Raw genomic sequence first — 21,205 nt, 5'->3', positions numbered from 1 at the left:
TCACCTGAACGCCTAACGACATGACGAATTGGCAGTTCCGGACCCAGTTGTATCGCCCTACGATGGTCGGCCTTCCCTCATGCATCCAATCCCCTTGAGTTCGATCGTCATGCGTTTCCCCGTTATTCCCGCATCCCTGCGCGCCGCACTCGTAGTGCTCACCTTGTACCACGCGGGCACAGTGGCCGCCTCGGCCCAACAAGCCTTTCCGTCGAAGCCAATCAACTACGTGGTTCCCTACACACCGGGCGGAACCAATGACAATGTCGCTCGGATTATCTCGAAGCGGCTGGCCGAGAAGGCGGGACAGCCAGTAGTCATCGAATACAAGGCAGGCGCAGGTGGCACGCTCGGCGCCGGATTTGTGGCCTCGTCGCCTGCGGACGGATACACGCTGCTGAATACATCCATCGGAAATCTGGCTATCGCTCCGCAATTGATGAGCGTGAAGTTCGATCCGTTCCAGGATCTCGTGCCCGTGGCGTACATCGGCAACTCGCTCGCAACCGTGGCAATCAATCCCTCGCTACCCATACGCACGCTACCGGAGTTGATCGCCTACGCGCGCGCCAATCCTGGCAAGCTCACCTTTGCCAGTTCGGGCAATGGCACACCAGGTCACCTAGCCGGCGAACTGCTCAAGTCGTTGGCTGGCGTCGATATTCGCCACGTACCCTACAAGGGCAGCGCCCCGGCCGTAGCCGACGTGGTGGCCGGGCACGTGGACGTGGTGTTCGATCCGCTCAGCACGCAATTCATCAAACAGGGAAAGCTGCGCGCCCTCGCCTACTTTGGCGGTGCGCGTTCGACAGATCTACCGAACGTGCCTAGCATCCGCGATGCCGGGATCAAGAACTGGGAAGACTCGCTGGCAGGCGCGTTCTTTATCACCGCACCGCGCAGCGTGCCGCCAGACGTGCTGGCAAAGCTGCGCCAATGGCTCGCCGAGATCCTGGCCGAGCCCCATACCGTTGAAGCCCTGAGTCGCGTGCAAGTGGATGTGCAGATGCTGACACCGGAACAGACCACGAAGCGCATCCGTCAGGTGCATGAGATTGCCGCGCGTGTGGTCAAGGACGCGGCACAGGGCAATTGAGCAGGAGCCACTATGAAACTTGGATTGTTCCTACTCGCGGCTGGGCATCACGCAGCCGGTTGGCGCTTTCCGGACGCCGAATCCGGCACCGAGAACATCGACCTCGTGGTGCGCATGACGCAGGCCGCCGAACGCGCAAAGTTCGACATGGTGTTCTTCGGAGACCGGCTACTGACTTCTTCCGACGCCCACCCGTCGATGATCACGCGACCCGATCCTCTGGCCATGCTCGCCGCGTTGTCGATGGTGACCACCCATGTCGGCTTGGCTGCCACTGCCTCGACGACGTACAGTGAGCCATTCAACTTGGCGCGGACCCTGGCGACCGTCGACAAGCTGTCGCACGGTCGAGCCGCATGGAACATCGTGACCACGTTTGCGGATGGCTCAGTGAACTTCAGCCGCAGCCGTCACCCAGACCATGCAGAGCGCTATGCCATAGCCGAAGAGTTCGTCGCGGTAGTTAAGGGACTCTGGCGTTCCTGGGACCAGGACCCGTACGTGCAGGACAAGGAGCGCGGCATCTATATCGATGTGTCAAAGATGCACGCGCTGAATCACGAGGGCCGGCATTTCTCGGTGGCGGGCCCGCTCAATGTCACCAACAGTGAACAGGGTCAGCCCGTGCTGATCCAGGCGGGCTCGTCGGGGCCGGGGCAGGCATTGGCCGCACGCCATGCTGAGGTCGTCTTCACCGCACAACAGGATCTCGGCGCCGCCATCGAATTTGCCAGCGGCCTGCGCAAGCAGGTGGCCGAAGCGGGACGCGATCCGCGTCACTGCCTGATCATGCCGGGCCTGATGCCGATCATCGGCGCGACCGAGGCAGAGGCCCATGACAAGCTCGCGCTGCTGCAATCCTTTACTGACCAGTCGAATGCGCTGGCGATCCTGGCCGAGCAACTTGCCGTCGATGTCTCCGGCTTCGCACTCGACGCGCCGCTACCGCCCTTGCCCACCGACGTCGTCGTGCACAGCCGCAGTGCGCTGCTCATCAGGTTGGCGCGCGAGCGCGGGCTGACGCTGCGTCAGCTCTATCATCTAGTCGCCAGTGCGCGCGGCCACCAGATTGTCGTCGGCACCGCCGAACAGGTGGCCGATCACATGATCAAATGGGAAAAAGCTGGCGCGGCCGATGGATTCAATATCATGCCCGCGTACTTTCCCGGCGGCTTCGAAGATTTCACGCGCGAGGTCGTGCCGATCTTGCAGGATCGCGGCGTCTTCCGGCTCAACTATGCGGGCCGCACATTACGCGAACATCTAGGACTGCCGCTGCCGCCGGCAGGACTTCTACCGGGAAAATAACATCAGCCCAGCTTGCCGTATCCCATCCGATGAGCGTCCCGCGCCATCGACGCAATCGGCAGATACGCTGCCGTAGTCGTCCGTACCACATCGTCCATGTGAAGCCGTGATCGAAGGTCGGCGTCGTCGCGCAGTGTTTCCCGTAGTGCCGCGCGAACCTGCCTCACCAAAGAAATCCGGGCACGCCGCGACGCAATGAATGGCAGTCCGGGAACGGCCCGGGTCACGCCGATCTGGTGGATACCGGTGACCAGCGACGGATGGTGTTCTGCAGCGAATGCCAGGGTCACGCAGTCGATGGCCGCCACGTCCGCGCGGCCATCGCCGACCGCTGCCAGCGATGCGAGATGAGAGCCGGTGTGCAGCACGTCGCCGAAGAAGCGTCCATGCTTTGCAAGCGGTGCAACCACGTGCCGCAGCGCGTTCATGCCGCTGTGCGAGTCTGGCCCGTTGCAGGCAGCGCGTGCCCCACGGCATGCCGCGATCGTCGTCGGTCCATCCGCCGCGCGCACGACAATGGCACTGCGATAGGTTTGCCGATGGCAGCCCGATACAGAAAAGCGTGGCGTGCCGATCAGCCGCACATATGACGCCAGCCCGTGTACCAGCGGAAAGCCGCAAGTCTGCGACAGCAGCAGGTCGTCGCGGCGCCAGAAGGCGTGAAGCGCGTCGGGGCCTTCGCCGGGGTCCACGGCCGCGAGCCTGACCGGTGACCGTGCGCGCGACAACAGATCGCCGACGCGGTCGATCAGCAGTAGCCAGTCGTCACGCAACGGTGTCGACACGTTGTACATGGGCAGCGCAGCCACCCAGCGCTCAGGCCTCGCCATGATCGCCCGCTCCTTCGATGCGAAGGTCCAGCATCGCGTCGAACCGCGGATGCACCACAGGTGCCACCGCGCGCCATGCGTAGCGCACCAGCCACTCGCGATAGCCCTGCACGAAGAAACCGTCGTTGCGCGTCAGGTAGTCGTGCGCGCGGCGGCGATAGACCCACCCCAGCGCAAACCACGGCACGGCCGGCAGATCGTGATGCACGAGGTGGTAGTTGTTGTTCAGGAACAGGAGGCGCCAGCCGAGACCGGCGTCGTTGATCACGCTGCGCGTCTCGCCCGCGTCGGTGGCCCGATGCTCCTGGAAAGACCGGATCGCCGCCAGCGATAGCGCGGGATAGGCAACGCCCACGAGCATCAGCCATGCCGGCATGCCGCAATGAACCTGCAGCCACGCCAGCAGCATGGCCAGCGCGGTAAGATGTGCCGTCCACGGTGGCAGGTCGCGCCAGTCCCCTGCCCTGACACGGCGCGCCGCATCGATCGCGATGGATGCAATGGAGAACGCCGGTTGCAGCAGAATGCGGCCAGCCATCGTGTTGCGCGCCGCATAAATGCGACGCCGTGCCTGAGGCATGGCCTGCCAGGCGTCGGCATCGAGAAAATAGCTTTCGGGATCGGCAACGGGGTGCGTGAGGTCGGCGTCATGGTGCTGCAGGTGACCCCTTCGGTACAGCGCATAGGGCAGCCACACACCGAGCGGTGCCGCACCGAGAAGCGCATTCAGCCATGGCAGGCGGGTGGGATGTCCGTGCAGCAATTCGTGCTGCAGCGACAGGTACCACGTGGTGCACAGCGTCAGCAGTACGCACGCCAGCGGCAAGCCGAGCTGCCGCGTGTGGATTGCCACGCCGAACCAGGACGCATACACGGCAATGACCAGTGCCCATGTCGGCAGCTCGGTCCGCCACAGCCAGTGTCGGGCCGCGCTCGCAAGCTCGTTGCGCTGCAGATCGTCGAGATAGTGGGGCATCGTTCGGCGCGTTCGTGAATCGTGGACAGGAAACCAAGGCCGAGGATACGGGTGGCCGTGCACGCTCAGGAACGAACAATTGCCGATAACGATATGCCCCCTGCCCGCTTGGCGTCACATGCGCCGGCCACACGCGTTGAACAGTTTTGCTTAGTCGGAAAGCTTCGTTGACGCGGTGGGTGTCCACGGCCACAAGATGCAGCATCGACAAGCACGGGGATTCTTGCCATGATGGATCTGCTGGACTGGTTCACGGCCATCTGCACTGTGATCTTGGTGTACGCCGCGCTGCGCCATCCGCTATACCCGCCCCAAAGGGACGACGAACGGTCGTAGCGGCCACCACTAGGCTGACGAAGCCCGTGGGGTGGAAGAACGCAAAGCGCGATGCGTGCCTGACGACCCGCAGGTCGTCGCGCGTGGGACTGGGAGCATGCCTCGCATTTTTTAGCGCCAGATGGCGGCGCGCATTGTCCTCCGAAAGATGGAGCACGTGCCTTAACGCCCCGATAGCCACGATCAGCACCTACCACCTGACCCGCGCGGCGAACTACCATGCCTTATTGCTGCTGTCATAGATGCGCGCAGGTGGAACGCTTCTGCATCAACGCTCACCACTCGCGAATCGCATATGAGCCAAGGAGGCGCAGGTTGCCCCTCGGCCTAATGCTTGCGGTTCTCAAGCAAGAATCCAGCTGGCGCGAATCGTGGCGTCTTCTGGCAACGCATAGGCATTGACCGTGCTCGACCGTCCGCAGGGCCTGCATCGGTCAACTCAAACGCTCCAAATCCGCCGCGCTGCGAGGGTGGTCCCGTTGGAGCTCCCTCACTGCGCAGCATGGTTAGCCATTGCTGGAATGTCCGGCTGTCCCCTGGACTGAAACACCTGGTGCCGGCGGTGGTTAAGCGGGTGCTTTCGCTGTCGAGACCGAAGCTGTACATCCACACCGAGATGGGGCTATCGCACGTTTTTCCTTGTAAGCGGGGCAATTGTCCGCTCGCGTGAGACGAAGCCACACGGACATGACAGCCGCCTAAAAAAGAGACCCAATAAGCACTTCCATCACTTTATACGTGAAGTAGATCATCAACTTTCAGGCGTGAAAGTTGATATTGCTGTATGGCGGGAAAGATCGCGCCGCCCTTTCGCTCACCCCGCGGCGGGCCGTGGTCAGCCGACTGGCTCCAGTCCACTACCAGTATTCCATCTGCGACCGGTGAGGGTCGCCGCTGCGGCGGGAAGCCTTATGCGCTCGCTATTGGCCAGCCCCATCCCGTCTGAAGCCTCGTGGGGCATTCGTGACCGGCGCGATGAGCCCGCTCCCGTCTTGATCGTTGTATGCGCTCTGCAACGCATTTGTCGTGCACTTCCGATGCCAGCCTCATGAAGCAACGTCTCGTGCCGGACCCCACCATTTGGCCGATGGGAGGAAATATCATTATTTGATACATTTGCGACCATGCTCCATGCCCGCCTTGAGAGCTTCCGTGTCAAAACAATATGCGTACCCCTATTAGGCAAGAAGGTTCCCGAATGGATCAACGACTACGCTGGATCACAACTTCGCACCGCGGCCTTTATATCCACGCCATAGCGTTTCAATTGCGGCAAGAGCGCGCCCTTGCATGTCCGGGGCCAAAATGGGCATATATGGTCGGTGTCGGACGCAGCGCCGTGCCCTCAATAAATATTGATTTTGACAGTGAGAGGGAAGACGATCTGGACTTTTTCACTCGCGACGCCGCAGAACAAGCCGCTATATCTTTCGGAATGCGCATCGTCAACGTCATGCTTGAAATTGAGTGAGTTCGACAACTGACTCGCGCGGAGACCCCGTAAGCACCGGTGGCCATGCCGATGCTCCCTCCACTTCAGAGCGAAATGCCGCGGAGAGGAGACCACCAGATCGGTGCAGGGACCACATCCCTAAGAAAACAAGTTTCAGCCCTTGAGGGACAAATCGACTCGCACGTCGCCCTACATCCGAAGTAATTAATATCCTCAACGCATTCGGACAAGTCCTCGAAAGGCTCCGGATACCGCCGCAGCAACTCGCTGCCGGATGCCACAACCCTGCGTCGCACGGAATCCGACGGCAGCTGAAAATAAGAAAGGTCACTTAGCAGCCACGTCGTTAGGAAATGTCTGCGCTATTTATCCTCAACGGGTCCACCTTATCATCTCAAGTCAATTTCCAGCCCCATGGCAGAAAGGCAAAACGATCCGAAGACTCTGAGCGGTGCTGAAAAGCACAAAGGACCACAAAAAATATAACGGCCACCAGGCTGAAAATCAGCGTAAAGTAAGTCGTCATATTTGGCGATAACATCGGTGGCATTTTCATCGACCGACCGGACTTCACACACCTTTGTCGTACGATTGCCTCCCGCGCGTCTAGACCGGCCTGTCGACATCCGACGCATTACTTATTAACATGATAATTTCGCCGTGCAATAGCCGTGGTTTTTCTTAGCGCCCATATCGATTAATATAAAGCGTTGTGATGATTTTCCGATAGAGCGACTGCCTTCACCTTCTCTTGAGAAAGAAATGGATATACATGCGAAGCATGAGTGCCTAGCCTACAGGGGCATGTATGTACACACGATCGTATTTGAATCCAACGATCCTGTCGTACCGAGGCTCGGTCCGAAATGGGAATACCGGCTCGCTATACGGTGCTCAGCAAGGAAGGATGCAACAATGTTTGGCGCTCTCGACGACGAGGATAAAGCATTTGGGGAAGACTACTTTACCAAAGCGGCCGCTCAACAAGCAGCTTCCCACTACGGGAAATCCGCCGTTGATCTTGTGCGTGGGCCAAAATGATCCGCCTTCGGTCTCCAGTAAGGCGACAGATCGGCGCTGAATGCGAGCTCTGATCGCCCTCTTCGCTGTACTCTCGAATGCGCTTGAGGATTGTCAATGTCTTCTATCACACGTTGGCCTTGGGCTGAGTTCGATTGAGCGAACCGTACTGCATTCGAGAACCGCTCTTCCTCAAGGGTCCCACCGACACCCCTTCGTCAAGCTACTGATAAGAGGACTGCATAAGTGCAGGCTACGTCAGAAAAAACCGGGCACTCCCTCGGTGCACCCCCAACGCAAACAAGCATTTGAGAATGCATCCGTAGTTGTCGTACTATCAGAAGTAAAATACTGTTAGTAGCGACGGGGGACCATAATATGGCTGAGAGTCTAATTTACATGGGGCGACATATAAATTTCTCCCTGACTGAGCGAACGTATGGCGCATGGCATTGGACATATACGATTGACGGCGCGGATACGTTTTCGAACGAAGGCGCGCCTTTTGCAACGCGAGAACTCGCGATGTCAGATGCAATACGTGACGCGAAAGACCGCATTACCCGCGTACCAACCTGAGTGCGTGAGTTAGCGATCTGGAGCGAGGGAGGCGTGAGCGGGAGTTTTGTAACGGTTATAGCCCCAAAGATATTGATGGGGAAAACGCAGAATCATTTCCTCCATCTCCGCATTGATCCATCCCGCCTGTGCATCGGAGGTTTCAGGTACGGGCCCCTCAAGTCGTTTGACGTGCATGCGCCACCCGCGTCCGGCTGGCAAGCGCTCACCCGCAGCCACGATCATCGGTGCTCCAGTTTGAGCCGCAAGCTTGCATGGCAACGTCATGGTGTAGGCCATCCTGCCGAAGAATGGCGCCCATACACCGCTGGTACTGCTGTCATTCTGGACGAATCCCGCACAGATTCGAGCAACTGACGAAAAATCGCCTTCCGGTGTGGGCGGAACATGATCGTAAAGGGGATACGCTCTGCAGCGTAACGGGCCGCTAGTTCAAAACAACCCAGGTGAGGAGTCAGCAGAATAAGCCCTCGCCCTTCAGCCAGCGCGGCTTGAATTATCTCCCAGTCTTCGCATTGAACGCGGGACAGAGATGTTGGACTTCTGAACCAAATCTTCGCTAACTCGCTCATCATTGCTCCGGTTTCGCCCGCCGCCTTCCACGCAAAAGCTGGATCTGCGAATCCAGCTTGAGCAGCGTTTGCCTGAAGGTTCCTGCGGTATCGCCCCGGTATCGCAAACGCCAAGCAGCCGAGAGCGCGTCCTAACCCGTGCAGAACTGACAATGGAAGCGCTGCAAGGAGCCTTAACAAGAAGGGAAGCGTTCTGCCCTTGAGATCCGAAGTTTGCATGGCATGAAGTCTCGATAGGGGGCGGGGCAGATTCGGCGATCCCGCTTTCGCTAGCTTATTGATCTAGCCGAAAGACAGGTACTGGCACGTTCCGCAGCGACTGACCGCTAGCCGGCCATCGTCCCTGAAGTCGCCCGCATCGCTAATCATTGCCCAGAAATTCGGGGATTCCACCGCTTATCCCCTCACTACGTTATTTACGTTCCTTCACTGAAGACACGCCACGGCGGCATAGTGAGCGGAACAACTGAAGCGGCCGCATCTACCTCGCGCGGACGTCGGACCAGAGTACTTGAACAACCTGGGGCCGCTTGGGCCTAGGACTCACACGGTGTGTTGCTTACCTTCACAGAACGATACGTTGTCGCCGGCCTCGAGGCTCCAACGAGATGGCGCTAATGGCGCCGCAGCCGAAGCAGCTCCACGGGATCGTCGTCGCTGCTCAAATCAGAAAGCTGATTGCTCATCGGATCATCCTGCCCCAATTGTGCGGTCTTGCGCCCTTCATCGGGCTGTTCGGGGTGGCGATTCTTCTCTACGCGAACGAGCGTCCTAGGGATCGGCGGTGCAGAAACGTATTTCATAGGTATCCTTCCGATGAACATTCTCAATGTTAGCTTTTCTTCGATATGAGCTGCCGGTGCCGTTCTCCCGGTTCGTGCAGCCAATATCGGTCCTTCATGCCCGATCGAAGTCGGGCAGCACTCTATTGTGTTCACCGATAGTTTCACCACCCAACTCGGTGATCATCAGCTTGACCGAGTCTTTGGTTCCGGAAGTGCAACTGACAACCATCAGCGTTTCGGCTAGTACCAATTTCGCTCGACTTCGAGCGATGCGACCACGGTGAACGAGCCCCCCCACCCAGCGCCCCAACCACCAGCCGATCAGCGCTCCCATTGCTCCTATGACAACGCAGGCGGGAATAGTTAAGATAATCGCGCCAGTGCTGCCCAAGTAGACTAGGGAAAGCGTTGCTGACACGGCACCGCACAGGGTGCCCAAGGCACCGAATTCACCACGATAGGTGGTCTGATGCGAGTCGGCATTTTTTAATCCCTCTATGGCATGACCGTCACTGTGAATGAACCATGGACCCTTTACTCGCACAGGGGAGGCAGGAAGGGCCATGAGTCGGGCGTGAACACTCCTTGCGACAGTCGCGTTTCGAAGCCGGAAGTACAGCACTGTGCGCATGATTCCACCTCGCTATGCAACTGGTCCGCGCCGGCTCGCATGTCGCCGGCACTCGCAAAAATTCGTCCGAAATCAAGGATTGGCCTCTCGTTCGTAACGGTAGTCTTTCCAGTACGGTGACAGGCCGTAGTATCCGTGGATGCTACTACCCCACTGCGGATCGGCCATACTGGGCCAGTGGTCCTTATCAAAGCCCGGTGCCCCCTCAAGCCTCGCCTTATCAATACCCAATAGAAATTTCTTTCGTGCCGTATCAAGCGTCAAGGCAGACCAAGGCACTGCGAAAAGCTTTTCGGCAAACTCAAGGGGTCCCCCGAAGGACAGCACTGCGTACGCGATACGACCATTGACGACGTCAAGCATGATGTGTTTAACAGTACCAAGCCTGTCGCCGCTGGGACTAACGACGGGGTTATCTTGCAATGTATCCGAGGCCATCACGAAGGGACCTGGCCCTTCGTTCTTCGAATCGATGGCGCCGAGAATTGCTGCGCGCGGGCTACCATTGCCTCCGGCACGGTCAAATGAATTCACGAATCAACTCCTGAACTTCGCGAAAAGTCGGTGCGTCCAGATCTGCATGGGACGATGAGTTCCTCGCCAACTTTTACGCATGGGTAAATGAACATGCCGAGGCTGACACGAATTCGGCGACCCGTCGGTACGGTAGCGTGCCCCGTCGACCACTGGCCAAGACATATTCCGCTGACATTTGATACTGCGGAAGGCGCACAACCACGGTGCAAGCATCGAACGATGCTGACAGCCGGTCGGCGCGGAAGGCGTTAGGAAGGCTGTTGGCCAGTGCAAGCAAGCCGCCCCCGATGTTTTTTGAGGGGGTGGCTGTTTGAAGGGCCGACGATAGCGTTGCGGCGGCGCAACTGCCTGTGGGAGGATGTTCCAACCCGGCAATGTGCGGGGACAATAACGCCAAACCTTATCCGAAATTGTTCATACGCCCATTGGCCCATGGCTGAAACCCGACGCGCCCTCGCCCGCCCCGCCATTGACTGGCTGGACCTGACCACGTCCGATGCCAACGAGGCCGCGCGCATACAGCGGCAATTCATGCCGATTGACTACGACCAGCTGGACGGCGGCGCCTTCTCCGGTCGAGTGAGGATGCTGCGGACGGCGCACATGCACGTCGCCACCGAGTTGCAGAACCGCACGGTGCTGAAGCAGCAGGCTTTTCCAGCCAACTTCTGCACCATCAGCCTCATACGAAAGGTATCCGGCCGGGGGCGGTGCGGGATGCACACGCTATCCGGCCAGAGCATCGGCTATATGCCAGGCAGCAGGGATTACGAAGTCCAGCTGCCGCCCAGCGAGATCCTGTATTTCGGCTTCGAGCAATCCCGCCTGCTGCAGGCCGCTGATGCGCTGGGCTACGACATCCCCTCCAATGGCAAGCGACCGATCTTCCTGGATGGCCTTGATGCAGCGGGACTCAACGCGATGGCCGATACGGTGATGGCCCTGGGCGATTGGATGGCATCTGGACAACAGGCGACGATAGATCCCGACTATCTCGATAGCGTCGTGCTCGAGCGCGCGCTCGATATCTTGATCAAGGCGCCTTCGGGTACCACGCAGGTCCAAACCATCGGAGCCCACCGCATTGCCGAGGGCGCCCGGGCGCTAATCGCCAGCAACCCTAACGAGCCGTGGACTGTGATGATGCTATGCGAGGCGCTGCATGTCAGCCGTGCCACGCTGCAGCGAGCCTTCCAGCAGATCTATGGGATGTCACCGCTGGCCTACCTGAGGATCCGGCGGATAAACGGCGCGCGCCGCACCTTGCAGGCAGCACGCGGCACCACCGCCACGGTAGCCGCGGTCGCCATGCATTGGGGCTTCTTCCACTTGTCCCGCTTTGCTCAGGACTACTTCCAACAGTTCGGCGAACTGCCATCGACCACACTGGGTGCCCCCTTAGAGCAACTGGCGCCGGCATTTGCCCGGCAGTCCGAAAGCAACCGAGCGCGCGATCAACTCGACCGTCACAACTGACAACCAGATCAGCGTGTCTTTGCCTTCAGTTCGACCGAACACCGCGCGGGTTCAGACCGAGCCCAACTTCTTGCTAAGCCTGCTCGGGATCGCATCCTGTCGCAGTCGCGACATTGAGCTTCAGCACGCCGAGCATCTCGCCTTCGGTTGCGGAGGTGACCGCGAGGCCAGCGATGTTCAGCGTGTCAATCTCGAGGGAGCCATCCGGCGCCGCGCTACCGGCCCTGCTCGCCCAGCCAGGCCGCGAACACTGCCACGCGCCGCCGACAGTAATCGGCTTGGGCGGCACGAACGTCCACGCCCCCGTGGACATGCGGCCTTCTATAAAGCTGTACTGCTTCTCGTCCAGGCTCAACCGGCCGTTGGTATCCATATATAGCGCCCTGCATAGATGTCGAACGCACGCGGACAACGGGTCTGGTCCACCAGGCTAAGGTCAAATACTCGAATCCGAAGCACGATCCAGCGTCGAAGGGCTCACGCCAGCAGAACTTCAAAGCGCTGGTTCCCGAATAGTTGCCCACACCCGTCTGCGCCATAGCATAGGCAAGTGGCCGAGGGGCGCGCCCGTGACTGCATCGAAGTACGTCTGAACCCGGATCACGTGGTAAACGGCACCATTCAAAACAACAAAGCTCGGCAACGCCTGCTCAGTAAATCCGGCATAGACATTTCCGGCCAGCTTGCAGCGGGCCGGCAGCAAATTGGGGATCCCGGAAAGCCCGCCCTACATCGCCCCCCTTCGGTGGCAAACGAGAAGCGGATACCGGCAAGTTGTGCCGTCAGGGCCGCGGGAGGCGGGCCCGCTCTGTCTGCCGTGGAGCTGGTCGCCGTCATGCCGCCGCCAACTAGCGCGAAATTGCTGAGAATTGTCCCCCCACAGGCAGAACGCCGAGTCCGCAAAGCTGAAGGCCACTTTGCTGGCCGACGGCCAGTGCTTGATGACGCGCTGGGTGTGGCCGAACGACACCGGTCCCAGGTACGTCGCAGATGCCGCCGCTGGCGAAGAATCCGCCGGCGACTCAGGAAAGGTTGGCGCTCCCGGAGAGGTGGGAGACGCGGGGACTTTCGGGCTGCGTTTAACAGCACGCTCGCGAAGGGTTATCAACCACCCCCCAGGAACTATGTTCCGCTATTCAGCAGTATATGGAGCATCCTTACTCGTCGATGCACCTGTCGCCACTTGAATCAAGTCCTTCCGTGGGTCCGCTCCGGGCGACAGATTGTCGACCGCTCCGCTCCACCCAATCGCAAGCGCTTGCAGCAGCCTGAAATAAGGGCGTGCTTAGCATCATCCGGTACGTTAGCGTACCGACGTGAATCGATTGTGGACTTATGTTAACGTCAGGAATTGGTTCGAAATTCCGCTTCTCACGGGGGCCGAAGTCCATCTCCTGTCAATTGGAGAGGGTTCGAGTCGTAAGCTGGAAAAAAGGGGGGCGGGTAGAGGTTTATATCGAAAGCCAGTCATGTGGGTGCCGACGATCTTATCGGGGCGTGCATACTTATACTGGACAAAATTGCTTTTCGTCGCGCCTCCGGTCTCCGACCGGGGGCTTCTTTTTCAGTTCATTACATCTCCATCACGCAGAAATACTCTCACCCTCCCATCAGACTGCCTCTTCGATAGCAATTCGCGCGCACTAATACGATTCTCCTACGCGTAGAAATGGACAGCGAGATGGATCACACGTTGGAATTACTTCAGGCTGCGGGCTGATTGGGCAGTAGCCGATCAAACTCACGTTTTACCACGCCATAGCATTCACAAACGCTTCTCTCAAGTGCGGGACGATCCAGTACCTCGATATTGCCATGACTGTACCTAATCACTCCGGCACTCTGTAGTTTCAAAGCAGCTTCCGTCACTCCAGATCGACGAACCCCAAGCATATTAGCAATTAATTCCTGCGTCATTTTAAGTTGATTGGAAGGAAGTCTATCAATACTTAACAACAACCATCGGCAAAACTGCTGTATAACGGAATGGTGTCGATTGCAAACGGCAGTCTGCGCCATTTGCGTGATTAGCGCCTGAGTATATCTCAAGAGCAGTCTCTGGATGGGACCTCCGCTGGCAAATTCTTTTTTTAGAATTCTAGCACTTAATTTATAAGCCGTTCCCGCACTCTGCACGATCGCTCGACTGGGTGTTGTCTCGCCACCCATGAATATCGCGATGCCGACAATACCTTCATTGCCAACGATTGCGATCTCCGCTGAGGCCCCGTTTTCCATAACATAAAGCAGCGATACGATTGCAGTCGTCGGAAAATAAACGTAGTCGAGTTTATCTCCTGATTCATAAAGAACGTGGCCCAGCGGCAGGTCAACCTTTGTCAGATGCGACGCAATCTTCGACCACTCTGCTTCCGGCAGGACAGACAAAAGATGATTTGCTTTCGCGGTATCTGTAGACGGCACGGCTTCACCTAATAAGAGTAAAAAGGCACCTGAGCGCGAATTACATTCGCCCGCTCCAAATCGACGAGTTGATCTAGCATTTAATATACATTTCCTCTGGAAAAATGAAAAGGTGCTCACGAAATGATATAACTCACAGATCACAAGAGGTAAAACTTTGTTACGACAACTTCGCTTTTATGCGTACATCTGGCCCTTTCGAATGCCCGATCCGACCACCTGAGCAATCTTTGTTCCTACCTTTACCATCGCGTGTGATTTGCAGACCGAGATAACTAGGCATCACATCAAAGATAATCGTTATCGACCCTTCTCTGCGTCACATTATTGTTCGCAAACCTGGAAAAATCCATTTTTTGTACGGAGTCGGACGGATGTAGGAGCGCGTTTGTACGACAATATTTCTCGGGTTCGGTTGCGATGGAGCCGCAGCTGTAATTCTCGATTCATCCACACAGGACACGTGGAACTTCCGCGGCCACCATAGGAGCCCGCAATGTCAACATCCTTTACAATTCACTCATCAAGACCGTCGGATGACGGAGAGCGAGTGTATTTTACGGTCGAGGCAAATGCAGCAAAAAGTAGTGGGTACATTTCACGATCGGCACTTGATGAGCTAGCCGGCGGTCATATCGGAAATCTACGGGATGTCTTCGATAAGCATCGAGATCAGATCCGAGAAGCCGCCCACTTAAAATGGATAATGAACCAATCACTGGATCCTATCGTCCTCATTTCCGACGATTTTTAAATCCCTTTTCGCCTGCCGGAGCGACCCACGGGCATGCCTCACTGTGCTTTGGCCCCAATGCCAGTCCGGTGGATTGCCAACGAGTGGGGCCAAGGATAGGCCCGATTCCTAAGGAATTGGCACCTCAATCTCTGCGGGAGAAAATATGCGACTGGCCGACTTCATTCAGCAGAATACGGGGCGCATTCTGGAAGAATGGGAAGAGTTTGCGACTGGCCTCCTGCCGGCGGCGAGGAACTTGGGTTCCCGGACCCTGCGCGATCATGCCCCGCAGATCCTCCAAGCGGTGGCCAAAGATATATCGACGGCACAGACAAGTGACACTCAATCTGAAAAATCAATGGGGCGCCATCCGAAAGTCCTTGATTCCTCAGAAACTGCCGCGCAAACACACGCTCTAATGAGGGCACGCGATGGATTTAATATCAACCAGATGGTCGCAGAATATCGCGCACTGCGCGCCAGCGTACTGCGTTTGTGGTTAGGCGACTGTTATCCCGATTCCCCGAACCTGGACGACATGATCCGGTTCAACGAAGCTATCGATCAAGCAGTCGCGGAATCTGTCAGTTTGTTCGACGCCCAAGTAGAACAGGCTCGCAATCTACTATTGGGAATGCTTGGTCACGATATGCGCAGCCCCCTACAGACCATTTTAGCGACCGCATCATATCTGGCGGCATTAAATGCGGGGGAGAAAGTTTCGGAAGCTGCGGGACGATTGATTCGCAGCGGCGTTAGCATGAATTCCCTTCTGGAAGACCTATGCGATTTCAATCGAACGAGACTGGGACTTGGTATCAACGTCATTCCTGACGAAGTTGATCTGACCGATGTGGTTGCAGACGTAGTGGAACAGTTGCGCGCCGCTCATCCGGACCGTGGCATCGACCTTCAGATTCTGGGCAACGTAAAGGGTGTGTGGGATGGTGGTCGACTGCAGCAAGTGATCACGAATCTCGTACTGAATGCGTTGCGATATGGCGCGCCAGACAAATCAGTTTGCGTCATAGTTACGGGAGATGACGCAGAGATTCGACTCGAAGTCCGTAATAGCGGACCCGCTATTGATCGGCTGACGCTTGAACGGATCTTTGACCCGCTGTGGCGAGGTCCCGATCAGACCAACAGGCACTCGGCGGGACTGGGTCTGGGATTGTATATTGCAAGCGAAATCGCCAAGGCCCATCACGGGTCGATCAAAGCGAGGTCTGACCAAGCCGAGACCTCCTTTGAAGTTCGACTGCCGCGTCCTCTGTGACGCCGATTTCCAGCTGAAGGAGGGCGAAATCTGATGCAGCGGGCGGGTAGCACTCGTAACGACAGGCCCACCGGCTGACTCTGAAGGCGCGCCGTGGCGAACAATTCTACCGTAGGCCAACGCATACCGTTGCTACGACCCCGGAACCTCCCTCTCCCCTGGGGTTTCGGTCTACGGTCGCACTTCCCAAGTGCAGTGGTCCTATTCTGCCGCGACTATGCCAACCAGTTGCGAGGTCGAAGCCGATCAAAGCGCTGCTCGCACTCCTGGAGCGTAGCGGCGACTAAAGGTTCGCACCTATCGAGGGTCCATATTAGTAGCGTCAGCTGCCGCCCCCCGTCTATCTCGGTTGCAATCCAACATGTCATCGCGGCTTCCCACCTGCATGGGCGCGGCTATTTCTACAGTATGGGGAAGGTTGCGCCTAGCGGTTAAGCACTGATATTGACGCTCCAGCCGCTGGGGGCGGGGACAGAAATCCCAAGCGAATCCACGTCAATGCCGAACCATGACGATCGCACCATGCTGACTGTGTCCACTAGCGGGCAGCTTCCAATCCGTCTCGTCACGTGGCGTCGCGACCCGGATGGTGTACATCGCAGCGGACAGAGCGATCGGATCGCTCGCCGGAAACGTCATCTCTAATGATGCGTCCACGGCAGCCTGGTAGGTGTGGTCCTCATTCAAACAAAGCGCATTCGCACTGCCACCGGCGGCCTCCGATTTGTCGTGGTTCGCGGAGGTAAGTATCCTGAGCATATTCACTCCTATTTCGATTGATCCGCAAAGTGAACTTTACCCAGCGACGGATGGTAGGGGGCAGAGAGTCCTCATCGGTGTCCCGACGGATCAATGCTCCTCGGAAGCCCAGTAAAGGTCGGTACGCTAGCGGACAAACTTGTCCGTGCACCGCACGGGCTTCTTCCCTTTGCCCCTGTCCGAAGGCCTTTTGTACTACCGGTGGATATCTTTCAACAACTCGGGTGTACTCATCGTCAGGCGCCTGCGATTCCCGATCTTGCGTCGCCCGCCTAGTTGGAGACTCTAGTCTACGTTCGTCTGGCGGCGAGGGCCGATCTCGAGGGAACCACTGATATTCTGCTGCGCGCCGGTTCTCTTGGCCAACATCATTAGAGCCAGCACTCCCACAGTAGCCGAAACTAGAGAAGCGGTCAAAATCCCAATCTTCACTGAGCTAATAAGTTCCCGACTAAACGCAAGTCCGCCAATGAATAAAGCCATGGTGAAGCCGATTCCTGCCAAAACACCACCGGCTGCCAAAGTACCCCACGATAAGTCTGCGGGACGATGAGCCAGCCGAAGTTTAACGGCAAGCACGCTAAACAAGAAGATTCCAACAGGTTTTCCCACGACGAAGGCGAGAAAAACCGCCAGCGCTAGAGTCGTATCAAAATATTCAGCATTGAACGTTACCCCAGCGTTTGCCAACGCAAAGACCGGCATAATTGCGAAAGCAATCCAAGGGTGAAGCGCAAGTTCAAGACGCTCGATCGGAGAAAACGCCTCTCGCGTGGCCACACCAGCACGCCGAAGAGCCCATTGTCCGTCCTTATTCCCTTCGCGGTGCCCGCTAGGTGGATACGCAACGACTCGGTCAAGAATGGCATGCAGGCGGTCGTCGCTCACCCAGCTACGCGCGGGGGTCATCATTCCCAGTATCACGCCTGTTAAGGTTGGGTGAATTCCCGAGGCATCAAACGCAAGCCAAATTGCAATGCCAATCAGGAAATAGATAAGAATACTTCGGACACCAAGCCAGCCTATCACCGCCACGACACCAACACCCGCTCCTCCTAGGGCCAACGGTATCCATTCCAAGGCATCCCCGTAACTAACGGCTACGATGAGGATCGCCGCGATATCGTCGAAGATTGCGAGTGCTAACAGGAAAAGCCTCATGCTTTCCGGAACACGTCGACCAAGTAACGCTAAGCAGCCGATGACAAAAGCTGTATCGGTCGACATGACGGTACCCCAGCCGGCTGAGCTGGGCTCTCTCCCAACCAGGAGAAGAAACAGTCCAACGGGAAACAGCATACCGCCGACCGCTCCGGCTAGCGGCAATGTGGTAAGTCGTGGATCTCGAAGTTCACCGAGTACCATTTCGCGTTTAAGCTCAAGCGCAACGACAAAGAAGAATAGTGTCATCAACCCATCGTTAATCCAATGCTGAACTGAACGTGAGAATTCGATATCTCCCACCGACAACCCGACTCTGATCTCCCAGAGCGCAGAATACGAAGCGGACCAACTCGAATTAGCAAGCGATAGTGCGAGCAGAACGCAAACCAGTAAAACTGTCCCGGCCATTGCTTCGATACGCACAAACCGAAGAAACGGCGCCGTAAACTGATCAGCAAGTTCGCGTGGCAGTTGAGCGAGATCTTCTTTCATTGTTTCGGTCCCTTTGTCGACAGAGCCTTGCAGAAACGCACGTTTGCGCATTTACACGATCACCGAGACCTACCGGTCAGTCGTTGTGAGACGCCGAGCGATTTACGATTGGCGCTGCGGACTGCGCTATCATTGCACCCAGAGACACGACACTGGTACAGACGCGGAAAAAAGTCTGTACGCTGGCGGGCGAGTTCGCCGTCTGGAATAAAACCACGCATGGCATGTCAGCAGGTTGACGCTGCTGAGCTGATACCCTCGAACGGCACCATACCGACACGACAAGACCATCCTAAGCCCTTCGACCTTTAGCTTCGTTTCATGCAGTATGCACGAAGCCGAACAAAAGCCTGCCGCCTACACCGCTCTTGGAGAACAGATACGGGGAACTCTCAGGACTACGATAATCTGCTCGCTCTTGAGCTCCTCGAGCATCGTGTCCACCTGTCTTCGAATATCGCGGCCGATACTTTTTTTGCATTCTAGGTGCGCTCAGCTTCGGATTCGGTACCTTCATAACTGCAGTATTTGTAAGGTGAAGAACGCTATACGGTACCCTGCGGGGAGGATAGTTGGACGTTTCGCGAAGGGAAGCTAGGTTCTGAATGATCGGTCGGAGCGCGTGCGAAGATAGCGAGGCTGGTATAGCTCCACCCGCTGAAGGAATGAGCCGTGCAACGAGGCTCCCGCATACACGCCACCTACTTCGGATGGCTTCAATTCGGCCAGTAAGGCGGAATAGGTGCCACCGCGATCGTCCTCCGACAATCCATTCGCCGGACTAGCGGCGGTGATTGTCAAGTCCCATGCTGCAATAAACAAAGCCGCAACTAGCGGCCCGATGACGAAACCATTCAGTCCAAACAGAGCCATACCACCCAGCGTGGCAATCAAGATGACGTAATCCGGCATTTGGGTATCCTTACCGACCAGAATCGGCCGCAGAATATTGTCGACCAGGCCAATAACTAAAACCCCAAATCCCAGCAGGATAGAGCCGCTAAGGAGTTCGCCTGTAAGCAAGAAATAGATCGAAACCGGCGCCCAAATCAAAGCGGCTCCAATAGCGGGCAACAGCGAAAGGAGAGCCATCAGCGCCCCCCACAAGAGAGCACCCTGAATCCCAAGAATACCGAATATCGCTCCGCCCAGGATGCCCTGTGCAAGCGCAACTGCTAGATTGCCCTTAACGGTTGCTCGAACGACAGTCGTGAACTTGCGTATCAGATGTTGCTGATGCGGTGCACTGAGCGGTGCGACAAGCCGCAGCCTTTTTGAGAGCGTCGGGCCATCACGCAGCAGGAAGAACAAGAGGTATAGCATGATCCCGAACCCAATAACGAGATGAACCGCATTCTGGCCGATACTCAAGGCACGCGTGGCAACAAACTGAGTACTGTGTAATACGCCGGTACTGAGCTTGTCTTGGACATCGGATATACCGCCGATGTCAAAACGCTGCAATGTTGATCTCAAATATGGCGGCAGTGCGTCGAAAGCTTGTTGGAAGTAGACGCCGAAGTCGAGCTCCCCTTCGCGAATCTTCTCGTAAAGTTCCGAGCCTTCGTTTAATAGCGATATGGTGACGAGAGTGAGCGGGAGAATGACCAACAAGAGTACGAGGAGCAGCGTTAGCAGCGCCGCTATGGTTCTCCGCCCATGCAACAGCGTAACGAGCCGTCGTTGCACGGGTGCGAAGAGGATCGCAAGCACCGCCCCCCAGAAGACCGCCCCGTAGAAAGGGAGCAAAATCCAGAAGAAGGCGATCGTAACCCCGGCCAGCAGGATGAGGAACGACCGCTGATGCATGCGGCGAGATTGACTCATGGACTTTGCCCCCGATTCATCTGAACGCAACGCAAGCTCTATACCTTATAGAGCGTTCACGCTGTTCTTGCAGGGTTCCATCCCTCTCCAGCAGAATGTCCTTCAGCGATAACAGCGCGCGCTGGCGTAAAAGACCGCCGAGACTAGCGGATTGAACTGTTCGCCCCCGAGACATCGTCTTCGCGGAAGCTCCACTGCGAGCCCAATTTCTACAAATGGGGAGTTCGTTACCGGTACGAATCAGAGAACGGCGGAAGGCGGAATTGCACCCAGTTTTCCACACCGTGTTAAGAGGCACGTTTTGGCGCCGGCACCCTAAGCGAGCCTCGCCTGTGGAGTCGGAATTCCTCTGGCTAGATCCGAAGCACGGATTTGACTCGGCACATTAGGGCGGTAGAACCATTTAGGGTAGAAGTGCGGAGTGGCCGGCATGGCGATGGCGCAGTGCGCGATCTGGTCCACAACAGCTTTTTTGACGAAAGCCGATCTCTCGCAGTCTGTGGGCAGGGGTTCGGCATCGTCGAGGCGCTCGCGACCCCCGCCATGCGCGTACCGTAGCAAGAGCTCGGTGCCACCGCATTCGCGGGGCACCAAAGCTGGCCGAACGCCGCTGCGAAATAGCGAAATGCTGATCGCAGATGCAAAGCGGGATTAGACCCAGCACATCGTATCACCGCACTAAAAAAACCCTGACAGGCCGGGAAGAACGTCATGGTTAAAGTGGCCCGACAAATCGCGCGGACGACGAGTTGGCAAGGTGCCATTTGACGCGAGCGGTGTCATCCGTATGACACCCTGGCAGGGGGGCGAGATTGCCCGGAACTTCCACCGGAAACACTGTGAGCGCCTCGGCAATCCCGGAAAAAAGGGGGAAGCCAAACGCTGGATTTGACGGGCCGTCGACCGACAATATATTTTCGTCGCC

16 protein-coding genes and 1 pseudogene are annotated in these 21,205 nt (G+C 57.3%); 6 read left to right on the top strand and 11 right to left on the bottom strand.

Features of this window, described 5'->3' with window-relative positions; genetic code table 11:
* Window positions 1-109: 109 nt before the first annotated feature.
* Together GA566_RS29430 and GA566_RS29425 are read left to right on the top strand one after the other, a co-directional pair.
* Window positions 110-1,096: a tripartite tricarboxylate transporter substrate binding protein gene (locus GA566_RS29430; RefSeq protein ID WP_160475083.1), complete on the top strand. Its 987-nt coding sequence runs from the start codon at window positions 110-112 to the stop codon at window positions 1,094-1,096.
* Window positions 1,097-1,108: 12 nt separating this feature from the next.
* Window positions 1,109-2,404, top strand: coding sequence for an LLM class flavin-dependent oxidoreductase (locus tag GA566_RS29425; protein ID WP_160475082.1), 1,296 nt, complete (start codon window positions 1,109-1,111; stop codon window positions 2,402-2,404).
* A 2-nt stretch (window positions 2,405-2,406) separates the two neighbouring features.
* On the opposite strand, the gene GA566_RS29420 is transcribed toward GA566_RS29425, so the two are convergent.
* Entirely contained in the window at window positions 2,407-3,234 is an 828-nt protein-coding gene (locus GA566_RS29420; RefSeq protein WP_237380912.1) for a phosphate/phosphite/phosphonate ABC transporter substrate-binding protein, read from the bottom strand.
* A complete protein-coding gene (locus GA566_RS29415) occupies window positions 3,221-4,210 on the bottom strand; it encodes a fatty acid desaturase (RefSeq protein ID WP_160475081.1) in 990 nt (329 codons plus the stop codon). Before GA566_RS29415 ends, GA566_RS29420 begins: the two co-directional genes overlap by 14 nt.
* Before the next feature lie 1,534 nt (window positions 4,211-5,744).
* On the opposite strand from GA566_RS29415, the gene GA566_RS29410 reads away from it, so the two are divergent.
* Entirely contained in the window at window positions 5,745-6,017 is a 273-nt protein-coding gene (locus GA566_RS29410; protein ID WP_160475080.1) for a hypothetical protein, read from the top strand.
* A gap of 1,590 nt (window positions 6,018-7,607) precedes the next feature.
* Here GA566_RS29410 and GA566_RS29405 read toward each other — a convergent pair.
* The 4 genes and pseudogenes from GA566_RS29405 to GA566_RS29390 form a co-directional block, all read right to left on the bottom strand.
* Window positions 7,608-8,389 (bottom strand): annotated as a pseudogene (locus GA566_RS29405) (lysophospholipid acyltransferase family protein).
* A gap of 395 nt (window positions 8,390-8,784) precedes the next feature.
* On the bottom strand, window positions 8,785-8,973 hold the full coding sequence (locus GA566_RS29400) for a hypothetical protein (protein ID WP_160475079.1): 189 nt from the start codon (window positions 8,971-8,973) through the stop codon (window positions 8,785-8,787).
* A gap of 94 nt (window positions 8,974-9,067) precedes the next feature.
* Window positions 9,068-9,520, bottom strand: a complete 453-nt coding sequence (locus tag GA566_RS29395) for an NAD(P)(+) transhydrogenase (Re/Si-specific) subunit beta (protein ID WP_160475078.1) — start codon at window positions 9,518-9,520, stop codon at window positions 9,068-9,070.
* A 138-nt stretch (window positions 9,521-9,658) separates the two neighbouring features.
* Entirely contained in the window at window positions 9,659-10,120 is a 462-nt protein-coding gene (locus GA566_RS29390) for a PRC-barrel domain-containing protein (protein WP_370459386.1), read from the bottom strand.
* Between the two features lie 435 nt (window positions 10,121-10,555).
* On the opposite strand from GA566_RS29390, the gene GA566_RS29385 reads away from it, so the two are divergent.
* Window positions 10,556-11,599: a helix-turn-helix domain-containing protein gene (locus GA566_RS29385; RefSeq protein ID WP_160475077.1), complete on the top strand. Its 1,044-nt coding sequence runs from the start codon at window positions 10,556-10,558 to the stop codon at window positions 11,597-11,599.
* A gap of 73 nt (window positions 11,600-11,672) precedes the next feature.
* On the opposite strand, the gene GA566_RS29380 is transcribed toward GA566_RS29385, so the two are convergent.
* Entirely contained in the window at window positions 11,673-11,972 is a 300-nt protein-coding gene (locus GA566_RS29380) for a hypothetical protein (RefSeq protein ID WP_160475076.1), read from the bottom strand.
* 1,331 nt (window positions 11,973-13,303) lie between these two features.
* A complete protein-coding gene (locus GA566_RS29375; RefSeq protein WP_160475075.1) occupies window positions 13,304-14,023 on the bottom strand; it encodes a Crp/Fnr family transcriptional regulator in 720 nt (239 codons plus the stop codon).
* A 496-nt stretch (window positions 14,024-14,519) separates the two neighbouring features.
* Between GA566_RS29375 and GA566_RS33775 the strand changes: the two genes are divergently transcribed.
* Both GA566_RS33775 and GA566_RS29365 read left to right on the top strand, forming a co-directional pair.
* A complete protein-coding gene (locus tag GA566_RS33775; RefSeq protein ID WP_160475074.1) occupies window positions 14,520-14,777 on the top strand; it encodes a DUF1488 family protein in 258 nt (85 codons plus the stop codon).
* Window positions 14,778-14,922: 145 nt separating this feature from the next.
* A complete protein-coding gene (locus tag GA566_RS29365) occupies window positions 14,923-16,038 on the top strand; it encodes a sensor histidine kinase (protein WP_160475073.1) in 1,116 nt (371 codons plus the stop codon).
* 495 nt (window positions 16,039-16,533) lie between these two features.
* On the opposite strand, the gene GA566_RS33055 is transcribed toward GA566_RS29365, so the two are convergent.
* The 3 genes from GA566_RS33055 to GA566_RS29355 form a co-directional block, all read right to left on the bottom strand.
* Window positions 16,534-16,797, bottom strand: a complete 264-nt coding sequence (locus tag GA566_RS33055) for a hypothetical protein (protein ID WP_202126997.1) — start codon at window positions 16,795-16,797, stop codon at window positions 16,534-16,536.
* 285 nt (window positions 16,798-17,082) lie between these two features.
* Window positions 17,083-18,453, bottom strand: a complete 1,371-nt coding sequence (nhaA, locus tag GA566_RS29360; protein ID WP_160475072.1) for a Na+/H+ antiporter NhaA — start codon at window positions 18,451-18,453, stop codon at window positions 17,083-17,085.
* Window positions 18,454-19,047: 594 nt separating this feature from the next.
* Complete coding sequence (locus GA566_RS29355; RefSeq protein ID WP_160475071.1) at window positions 19,048-20,280, bottom strand: AI-2E family transporter; 1,233 nt, start codon at window positions 20,278-20,280, stop codon at window positions 19,048-19,050.
* Window positions 20,281-21,205: the final 925 nt, after the last annotated feature.

The sequence above is a fragment of the Cupriavidus sp. SW-Y-13 genome (genome assembly GCF_009793345.1).
Taxonomy (GTDB): Bacteria; Pseudomonadota; Gammaproteobacteria; order Burkholderiales; family Burkholderiaceae; genus Cupriavidus.
This window is presented reverse-complemented; position numbering and strand designations above follow the sequence as displayed.

Coding starts and splice junctions, on each gene's coding strand:
- GA566_RS29415 (WP_160475081.1), bottom strand. CDS start 4,210: ATGCCCCACTATCTCGACGATCTGCAGCGCAACGAGCTTGCGAGCGCG.
- GA566_RS29380 (WP_160475076.1), bottom strand. CDS start 11,972: ATGGATACCAACGGCCGGTTGAGCCTGGACGAGAAGCAGTACAGCTTT.
- GA566_RS33055 (WP_202126997.1), bottom strand. CDS start 16,797: ATGCTCAGGATACTTACCTCCGCGAACCACGACAAATCGGAGGCCGCC.
- GA566_RS29365 (WP_160475073.1), top strand. CDS start 14,923: ATGCGACTGGCCGACTTCATTCAGCAGAATACGGGGCGCATTCTGGAA.
- GA566_RS29430 (WP_160475083.1), top strand. CDS start 110: ATGCGTTTCCCCGTTATTCCCGCATCCCTGCGCGCCGCACTCGTAGTG.
- GA566_RS29395 (WP_160475078.1), bottom strand. CDS start 9,520: ATGGCCCTTCCTGCCTCCCCTGTGCGAGTAAAGGGTCCATGGTTCATT.
- GA566_RS29410 (WP_160475080.1), top strand. CDS start 5,745: ATGGATCAACGACTACGCTGGATCACAACTTCGCACCGCGGCCTTTAT.
- GA566_RS29400 (WP_160475079.1), bottom strand. CDS start 8,973: ATGAAATACGTTTCTGCACCGCCGATCCCTAGGACGCTCGTTCGCGTA.
- GA566_RS33775 (WP_160475074.1), top strand. CDS start 14,520: ATGTCAACATCCTTTACAATTCACTCATCAAGACCGTCGGATGACGGA.
- GA566_RS29385 (WP_160475077.1), top strand. CDS start 10,556: ATGGCTGAAACCCGACGCGCCCTCGCCCGCCCCGCCATTGACTGGCTG.
- GA566_RS29420 (WP_237380912.1), bottom strand. CDS start 3,234: ATGGCGAGGCCTGAGCGCTGGGTGGCTGCGCTGCCCATGTACAACGTG.
- nhaA (WP_160475072.1), bottom strand. CDS start 18,453: ATGAAAGAAGATCTCGCTCAACTGCCACGCGAACTTGCTGATCAGTTT.
- GA566_RS29425 (WP_160475082.1), top strand. CDS start 1,109: ATGAAACTTGGATTGTTCCTACTCGCGGCTGGGCATCACGCAGCCGGT.
- GA566_RS29355 (WP_160475071.1), bottom strand. CDS start 20,280: ATGAGTCAATCTCGCCGCATGCATCAGCGGTCGTTCCTCATCCTGCTG.